The sequence below is a fragment of the Aeromonas sp. HMWF015 genome, assembly GCF_963878965.1.
GTDB lineage: Bacteria > Pseudomonadota > Gammaproteobacteria > Enterobacterales > Aeromonadaceae > Aeromonas > Aeromonas veronii.
Genome location: NZ_CAWNZT010000427.1, coordinates 31,178 through 39,709, shown reverse-complemented (window position 1 = coordinate 39,709; position 8,532 = coordinate 31,178). Strand labels below are relative to the sequence as shown.

Annotated in this window: 5 protein-coding genes and 3 tRNA genes; 3 read left to right on the top strand and 5 right to left on the bottom strand. The window is 57.3% G+C overall.

Annotation, left to right across the window (positions count from 1 at the left end; all coding sequences use genetic code 11):
* From gorA to AACS18_RS22125, 5 genes are all read right to left on the bottom strand, one after another.
* Positions 1-930, bottom strand: a 930-nt coding sequence (gene gorA / locus AACS18_RS22145) for a glutathione-disulfide reductase (protein WP_108613341.1), incomplete at its 3' end; no start/stop codon positions are given.
* A 76-nt stretch (positions 931-1,006) separates the two neighbouring features.
* A complete protein-coding gene (locus AACS18_RS22140) occupies positions 1,007-2,974 on the bottom strand; it encodes an ATP-binding protein (RefSeq protein ID WP_043820745.1) in 1,968 nt (655 codons plus the stop codon).
* A gap of 118 nt (positions 2,975-3,092) precedes the next feature.
* Positions 3,093-6,173 carry a multidrug efflux RND transporter permease subunit gene (locus tag AACS18_RS22135; protein WP_005355755.1) on the bottom strand — a complete coding sequence of 1,027 codons (3,081 nt, stop codon included), beginning with the start codon at positions 6,171-6,173 and terminating at the stop codon, positions 3,093-3,095.
* 15 nt (positions 6,174-6,188) lie between these two features.
* Positions 6,189-7,322 (bottom strand): efflux RND transporter periplasmic adaptor subunit, encoded by a 1,134-nt coding sequence (locus AACS18_RS22130; protein WP_108613340.1) that lies wholly within the window; start codon positions 7,320-7,322, stop codon positions 6,189-6,191.
* Positions 7,319-7,915, bottom strand: a complete 597-nt coding sequence (locus tag AACS18_RS22125; RefSeq protein ID WP_005339267.1) for a TetR/AcrR family transcriptional regulator — start codon at positions 7,913-7,915, stop codon at positions 7,319-7,321. Before AACS18_RS22125 ends, AACS18_RS22130 begins: the two co-directional genes overlap by 4 nt.
* Positions 7,916-8,147: 232 nt before the next feature.
* On the opposite strand from AACS18_RS22125, the gene AACS18_RS22120 reads away from it, so the two are divergent.
* From AACS18_RS22120 to AACS18_RS22110, 3 genes are all read left to right on the top strand, one after another.
* Positions 8,148-8,224: transfer RNA gene (locus AACS18_RS22120), tRNA-Arg, on the top strand.
* A gap of 51 nt (positions 8,225-8,275) precedes the next feature.
* Positions 8,276-8,351 (top strand) — tRNA-His (locus AACS18_RS22115).
* Positions 8,352-8,371: 20 nt separating this feature from the next.
* Positions 8,372-8,457, top strand: a tRNA-Leu gene (locus AACS18_RS22110).
* Positions 8,458-8,532 lie beyond the last annotated feature (75 nt).

The window sequence follows — 8,532 nt, the reverse complement described above, 5'->3', positions numbered from 1 at the left end:
GGTGAGCTGGATGCGACCCGTGTTGTCACCTACCGCATAAATGTTGGCGACGGTGGTGTTCTGGAACTTGTCGGTCGGGATAAAGCCCTTCTCGTCCAGCGTGATGCCTGCGGCAGTCAGATTGAGGTTGTCGGTAGCCGGTACCCGGCCGATGGCCCAGATCAGGCAGTCGACGGTGAGGTGGCGACCATCTTCCAGTTGCAGGGTCAGGCTGTTGTCAGCGTTTTTGATCACGGCTTTGGGAATGGCGTGTGTGTGCAGCTTGGGCCCTTCCTGCGCCATGATTTCGACCAGTGTCTCGTGGATCATGGGGTCGAAGTTGCGCAGCGGTGCGTGCTTGCGCACCACCAGATGGGTCTCGGAGCCGAGCGCCTGCATCACCCCAGCGATCTCGACTGCGATGTAGCCAGCACCCACCACGGCAACCCGCTTGGGTTGGCTTTGCAGATCGAAGAAACCGTCGGAGTCGATACCCAGCTCGGCACCTGGGATCGCCGGAATCTCCGGGCGGCCACCGGTAGCGATCAGAATGTGATCGGCCGTGTAGTGCTCGCCATTGACCTCGATGGTGTTGCTGCTGACGAAGCGGGCGAAGCCCTTGATGACGGTGATCTGGTTCTTGCCCAGCACGTTCTGATAGGACTGGTGAATGCGGCCGATGTAGGCCTGGCGGGACTCGACCAGCTTGGCCCAGTTGAAGTGGTTGAGGGTGGTGTCAAAGCCGTAGTCGGCACCATATTTCAGGGCATCGGCGATCTGGCCTGCATACCACATGGCCTTCTTCGGTACGCAGCCTACGTTGACGCAGGTTCCACCCAACTCTTTGGCTTCAATCAGGGCAACTTTCTTACCGTACATGGCAGCCCGGTTGGCAGAAGCAATACCGCCGCTGCCGCCGCCGATGGCGATATAGTCAAAATGCTGTGCCATTGCGAGGTTCTCCGCTCATTAAGAATGCAATCACAGCATGATGGGGATAAAGCGGCTGGCTCACAAGAGCCAGCGCTCAGTTATGTTGGATCGGCAGGCGAATATGGAATTGGGCGCCCTGGCCCGGTTCGCTGGCACAACTGATACGGCCTTTTAGCAGTTGTACTACCAGGTTGTAGATGATGTGAGTGCCCAGACCGCTGCCGCCCTGACCCCGCTTGGAGGTGACGAAGGGATCGAAGATGCGCGGCAATATTTCGGGCGGGATGCCGCGGCCATTGTCCGAATAGTCGATAAACAGCTCCTCTCCCTGCTGTTCCACCTTGATGGTGATCTTCTTCGGTTTGTCCCAGCTGTCGAACCCGTGGTTGATGGAGTTGAGGATCAGGTTCGAGTAGATCTGGGTAAAGCTGCCCGGGAAAGAGAAGATCGACAGCTTGGGATCGCACTGGATATCCACTTCGCACTGGCTCTTCTTCAGTTTGTGGCCAAGCGATACCACCACCTGATGGAGGTTGTCGGCGAGGCTGAAGTTGTAGCGTGCTTCCGATGACTGGTCGACCGCTACCTGCTTGAAGCTGGCAATCAGCTCGGAGGCGCGCCGCAGGTTGCTCTGCAGCAGCTGCATCGACTCGTCGAGGTTGACGGTGAACTCGTTGAGATAGGAGCGCGACAGCTGCTTGGAGTCGATATGGGACTTGAAGTCGGCGACCCGTTCCTGCAGGTAGGAGGAGGCGGTTACGCTGATGCCGATCGGAGTGTTGATCTCGTGTGCCACCCCGGCCACCAGCGAGCCGAGGGAGGCCATCTTCTCCGACTCCACCAGGGTTTGCTGGGCCTGTTTCAGGTCGTCGTACGCCTTGCCGAGCTGGTTGTTGGCTTCGCTCAGGCTGCGGGTACGTTCCACCACCTTGCCTTCCAGCTGTTCGTTGAGCTGGATAATCTCCCGCTCGACCTTTTTCAGCTGGGTGATGTCGTAGCCGAAGCCGATCTGGTACTTGAGGTTGGGGCCATCGTAGAAGGGGACGAAGGTCCATTGCAGTACCAGCTCATGGGCCTGCTGGTCATGCATGATGACCTCTTTGTCGGCCAGTGAACCTTCCGCTGCCAGAATATCGTTCAGCTCTTCCCGTTGCGCCGGGCTGACAAAGAGATCCAGCCAGTTGTGTTGCAACAGCTCCTGCTGGTGGTAGCCGGTCAGCAAGATGGCTGCCGGGTTGATGCTGGCGATGGTCAAATCCGGTTCCATGCAGCAGATGACCATGTTGGCGGAGTTGATCAGGGTGGCGGAGAAGTCCCGCTCCTTTTGCAGTTGTTCGACCGCCTGATGGCGGGCAACCAGCTCGTCACGCAGTCGGGTACGCATCTGGTTGAGGGTGGAGACCAGGGTATCCAGCTCATCGGGTTTCTTGCGCGGCTGCGGGCGGCCTTCCAGCTCCAGCGCCATGTCGAGTCGATCGAGGTTGAACTTCTGGGCGTAGTTGGCGATGCGGTTGATGTGCCTGACCACCAGATAGTAAATGATGATCAGGATGCAAAATGAGACCACCAGGGTCTTGATGGTCTGGCTGACCATGATCAGCACCGATTTTTCGATGAGGCGCTGGTAGATCTGTTCGAGAGAGGCGGCAACGAACAGCTTGCCGACGATTTCACCCTGATAGGTGAGGTTGAATTCGCGGGAGATATCATAGCTTTCCCGCTCGACCCCCTGGGTCAGCAGCGGGACTTCGGAGTTGCCGAGCATCTCCTTGACCATCACGAACTGCATGTTGGGCAGGTTCATGATCCCTTCAATTTGCACTTTGACCTGCTCTTCATCCAGGTTCCACAAGCTGGCTGCGATGGGTTGCAGGAACGAGGCCTCGATCTGGCCGATGCTGTCTTCGATGACGGCAACATCCTTGCGGTAATCCCAGGCGAGTTGCAGCGCCGTAATGATCATCGCCAATACGGTACTGCAGACCAGAATGTAGGAGAGCAGGCGATATGAGAGTCCGTTGCGGCCTACGGCCCTGGCGGTCTTGGTGAAGAGTCCTGACATGGCGTCCTTGCGGTCTGGATGTGGTGTTTTTTAGTTTAACTGCTTCATGCACTTATGTCGTCTTTCCTGCGAAGCATAAAAAAGGCCCCGTATCGGGGCCTTCGCATGTGATTGATGATTAATGTCCGCCGTTTGCTTTGGGCGGAATGGTTTCATCGAATACCGGCAAGGGTTTGTGCTCGGAAGCCAGATAGGTGTAGATCACCGGCAGCACGAACAGGGTAAACAGGGTGCCGATGGCAAGACCTGCCACGATGACGATACCGATACTGAAACGCTGTGCCGCACCGGCGCCTGCGGCGTAGAGCAGCGGGATCAGACCGGCAATCATGGCGGCAGTGGTCATCAGGATCGGACGCAGACGTACCTTGGCGGCCTGCATTACGGCTTCCATCCGGTTCATGCCGCGCAGCAGCTGCTCTTCCTTAGCTACTTCACAGATCAGGATACCGTGCTTGGTAATCAGACCCACCAGGGTGATGAGGCCCACCTGGGAGTAGATGTTCATGGTCGCCATACCCCATGCCAGGGCAATCAAGGCCCCGCTGATGGCGAGCGGTACAGAGACCATGATGACCAGCGGGTCACGCACCGACTCGAACTGGATTGCCAGCACCAGGAAGATGATGGCCAGTGCCAGCGCGAAGGTGGCATAGAGCGCATTGCCTTCGGTGACGAACTGACGGGCTTCACCCATGAAGTCGTAACGATAGCCTTGCGGCAGCTTCTCGTCGGCGGTGGTCTGGAACCAGTTGATCGCATCACCCATGGCCACGCCCGGAGCCGGAACGGCGCCTATGGTGGCAGAGTTCAGCTGGTTGAAGTGGGGCAGGGCGCGAGGCTCGCCAACCACTTCAATGCTGATCAGGCTGCCGAGCGGGATCGACTTGCCGTCTGCTGCCCGCACGTAATAGCCCTTGATTGACTCCGGATTGAGACGGTATTTGCGCTCGACCTGCGGGATCACCTCGTAGGAGCGGCCATCCAGGTCGATACGGTTGACGTAACCGTCCGCCATCATGGTGCCCATGGTGATACCGATATCCTGCATGGTGATGCCGTAGGCACCCGCCTTGTCCTTGTCGATGCGGATCTTCATGGTGGCGGAGTCGTAGTTCAGATCAAGATCCGAATAGACGAACTGACCGTTACTCTGCGCCGCTGCCAGAATTTCACCGGCCACCAGGAACAGGCTTTCGAAGCTGTTCGGGGTGGTGATGACGAACTGGATCGGCAGACCACTCGATGCACCCGGCAGTTCCGGGAACTGGAAGGTGGTGATGGCCATACCCGGGATGTCTTTCACCAGATTGGCGACCCGGTCCAGCACCTCTTTCTGGCTCGCTTCACGCTGGCTCCAGGGCACCATGGAGGCGATACCGAACGCCTGGTTGGCATTGAACACCCCGGAGAAGACCTGGGAGAAGGCGATCTCGGGCTGGTCGTCCAGGATCTTGTTCACATCCGCCATGGTGTTTTCGATGTAGTCCAGGTTGGCGTTGGACGGTGCGGTACCCAGCACGGCCATTACCCCCTTGTCCTCTGACGGTGCCAGTTCGCTCGGGATGAACTTGAACAGCAGCGGCAGGCTGGCGAAGACGATGACGGCGAACACCACGATGACGGGGCGCTTTTTCATCACGGCGTGCAGCATGCTGTCGTAGCGATCGGTCATCCGCTCCAGCAGGTGGTGGACTGTGCTCTCGAATTTGCCCGGCTGCTCGTTGGCCTTGAGCATCTTGGAACACATCATCGGTGACAGAGTCAGAGCGATGATGCCCGAGACGAACACAGCACCGGCCAGGGTCAGGGCAAACTCCTTGAACAGGGAGCCTGTGATGCCCCCCATCAGGGCGATAGGGGCGTATACCGCCGCCAGGGTGACCGTCATGGCGATAACCGGCACCGCAATTTCACGGGTACCGATAATGGCGGCCCGGAACGGTTCTTCCCCCTCCTTGATATGGCGGTCGACGTTCTCCAGCACCACGATGGCGTCATCCACCACCAGACCGATCGCCAGCACCATCGCCAGCAGGGTCATCAGGTTTATCGAGAAGCCGAACATATCCATCATCATCACTACGCCGATGAGACTGAGCGGAATGGTGATGATCGGGATGATGACCGCGCGGAACGAACCGAGGAACAGGGTGATGACCACCAGAACGATGGCGGCAGCCTCCAGGATGGTCTTGATAACCTCGTGGATGGACTCGTTGATCGCCACTGTTGAGTCATACATCACGTTGAGACGCATGGTGCTCGGCATATTGCGCTCAAGGCTCGGCAGCAACGCCAGCACATCGTGGGCGATGTTGATGGGGTTGGCTGTCGGCGCGGCGTTGACCGCCATGACCACTGCTTCGCGGCCGTTGGCGCTGGCGCGATAGATGTCGTGGCTCTTCTCGAGGGTCACCTTGGCAATGTCGGAAAGGCGGATCACCTTGCCGTCACGGGTAGCAACAACCAGACGCTTCAGCTCGTCGACATCCTTGACCTGGGTCTCGGCGTTGCCGTTGAACAGGGTAAAGTAACCGGTCGCCTGACCTGTCGCGGACTGATAGTTGTTGCTGTTGAGCACCGTCATCACGTCGCTGGCCGTCAGGTTGAAGGCCGCCATCTTGGCCGGATCCAGCCATACCCGCAGGGCAAACTCGACACCGCCGTAGAGGTCAACCTTGGAGACCCCGCCCACGGTAAAGAGCTGCGGCTTGATAACCCGCTCCAGATAGTCGGTGATCTGGCTGGAGTTGAGCTCCGGGCTGGTAAAGCCGAGGTAGAGCACCGCCGTGGTTGAACCGGTGGAGGAGGTGACCGACGGGTCTTCCGCCTCTTTCGGCAACTGGGAGCGCACCGAGTTCACCTTCGCCAGGATGTCGGACAGCGCGGCGTTGGGGTCGGTGTTGAGCTTCATGTACGCAGTGATGGTGGAGCTGCCCAGCTGGCTGGAGGAGGTCATGAAGTCGATGTTGTCGGCTTGCGCGACCGCCTGTTCCAGCGGCTGGGTGATAAACCCCTGAATCAGATCAGAACTGGCGCCATAGTAGCCAGTGCTGACGGTGATCACCGTGTTGGTCACCTCAGGGTATTCCCGTACCTGCATCTTGAAGATGGCCTGAAAACCCAGCAAGGCGATCAGGAAGCTGAGCGAGATCGCCAGCACAGGCCGTTTTATAAATATGTCAGTAAATCGCATCGCAGATCTCCGCGCTTACAGCATCGGGGTTTGTGCCGGAACGGCCAGGGCATCGTTCTCGACCACATACACCTTGGTGTCGTTGCTCAGGCGAACCTGACCCGACAGTACGATCTGGTCACCGGCCTGGATGCCGGAGAGCACATGCACATCGTTGCCACGGCGCTCACCAGCCTTGACCACCACCTGCTTGGCTCGCAGTACTTTCACCTTGTTACCCTCTTTGTCGGTCTCTTCGCCCTCTTTGAGCACGTAGACGTTCTGACCGTAAAGGGTGAAGGAGATAGCGCTCTGCGGGATCACGATCTGATCTTTCACCGTCGGCAGAATGATGCTGGCGCGAGCGAACATACCGGAACGCAGCTGACCGTCGTTGTTCGGAATGTCTGCCTGTACCTGGATCAGGCCGCTCTGGAAGTTGACCGCAGGCTCGATGGCGGTGATATGACCGTCAAACTGGGTTTGCGGATAGGCATCCACATTGATCTTGATGGTCTGGCCCAGCTTGATTTTGGAGATATCGGTCTGGGGCACGGTGAAGCGCAGGCGCATCACGCTGGTATCCTCCAGGCGCACGATATCGGTGCCCGGCTGCAGATACTGACCGAGGAACACATTGCGCAGGCCGACCACGCCGCTAAAGGGCGCACGGACTTCACGACGGGCAATGGTCGCCTTCAGACTCTCGATATCTGCTTCCAGTGAGCGATAGGCCGCTTCCGCCTCATCCAGCTGCTCTTTGGAGATGGAGCTGGTCTTGTAGAGGTTCTGGAAACGATCGAACTTGGCTTTTGCCGCCGGCAGCTTGGCCTGGGAGGCCCGCAGATTGGCCCGCTCCACGGTGGAGTCCAGGCTCAGCAGCAGCTGGTCAGCCTTGACCGGTTTGCCCGACTCGAAGGTGATGGCGTCAATGGTACCTGCCAGTTCGGTGGAGAGGGTCACCCCCTGATTCGGCTCGATGAAGCCGATCGCTTCGATGGTCGGTACCCAATCCTGCGCCTTGGTCACCATGGCGGTGACGGGGAACTCGGGTTCCGGCCGGTTGGCCATGTACTGGGCAATCATCTTCTGTTTGAACAAATTGAAGCCGATGACGCTGCCAAACAAGGCGATCGCTATCAGCAACATAATGGCCATCCACTTTTTCATGAACAGGCTCCTGAGGTGGAAAGATTGGGGGATAAAATGGCATTCCAGCTGGCCCGGATCGCGGTTTCCAACTGCGATTCGGTCAGCGTGATGTTGTGCACCCTGCACTGCAGGGCCAGATGCATGACACTGTCCAGACTCAACACCTGGAGTGCCCGTATCGGTAAATCAATAAACAATCCTTGTTCAACGCCCTGTTCAAAAAATCGGTCCAGAGGCTCCCAGGCTGCCAGAATGACAGGATTGGTCTCCAATTCTGCCCCTAGCGGAGAGCTCTCGTACTGCAATTTGCACCGGATAGCGTTGGGTTCGTTAACAAAAATGGCATGAATATTGAGCCATAATTGGCGAAATTGTTGAAATGAAACTTTATCGATTGCTACATCGGCCATGACCATGGGTACACACTGCAAGATAGTGTGCTGGTGCAGTTGCCGGATCAGATCATCCTTGTCGCCGAAGTAGCGATAGATGGTGCCGGTGGCAACATTGGCCTTCTTGGCAACTTCTGCAATCGACAGACCATGAAAACCCCGTTCACCCAGCACCTCATGGGCCGCGTTGAAGATGCTCTCTTTTTTATCCAGAATCATCAGTGTGACTTTCGATTGAATGAACGTTCATTCATTCTAGATGGGCATCAAATCAAGTCAAGGCAGTAAGGCGATTTGCGACTGCGATCTGCCCCTTTTTGGCTGGCAGCAGGGGAATAGTGGAAGAAAAGTGCGCAATGTGCTTGAAAAAACAACGAACAGTGTTTCGGTGACAGAAAAGTGTAGACAAACCAGCAACCATCATTAATAATGCGCCCCGTTCGACAGCGTAGCGCCCGTAGCTCAGCTGGATAGAGCGCTGCCCTCCGGAGGCAGAGGTCACAGGTTCGAATCCTGTCGGGCGCACCATCAAAAGTGCGTCGGTTAAACGGGCGTTGTTGTGGAACGAAAACAGCTGTGGTGGCTGTAGCTCAGTTGGTAGAGTCCCGGATTGTGATTCCGGTTGTCGTGGGTTCGAGCCCCATCAGCCACCCCATTTTACAGCTTGTCAGGTACGCGAAGGTGGCGGAATTGGTAGACGCGCTAGCTTCAGGTGTTAGTGCCCCCCGGGTGTGAGGGTTCGAGTCCCTCTCTTCGCACCATACTTGCTGTATGACGAGGATGACCATCAGGTCGTTTTTGTTTTTTTTAAGTAAACTATTTTGAAAGAAATAGCC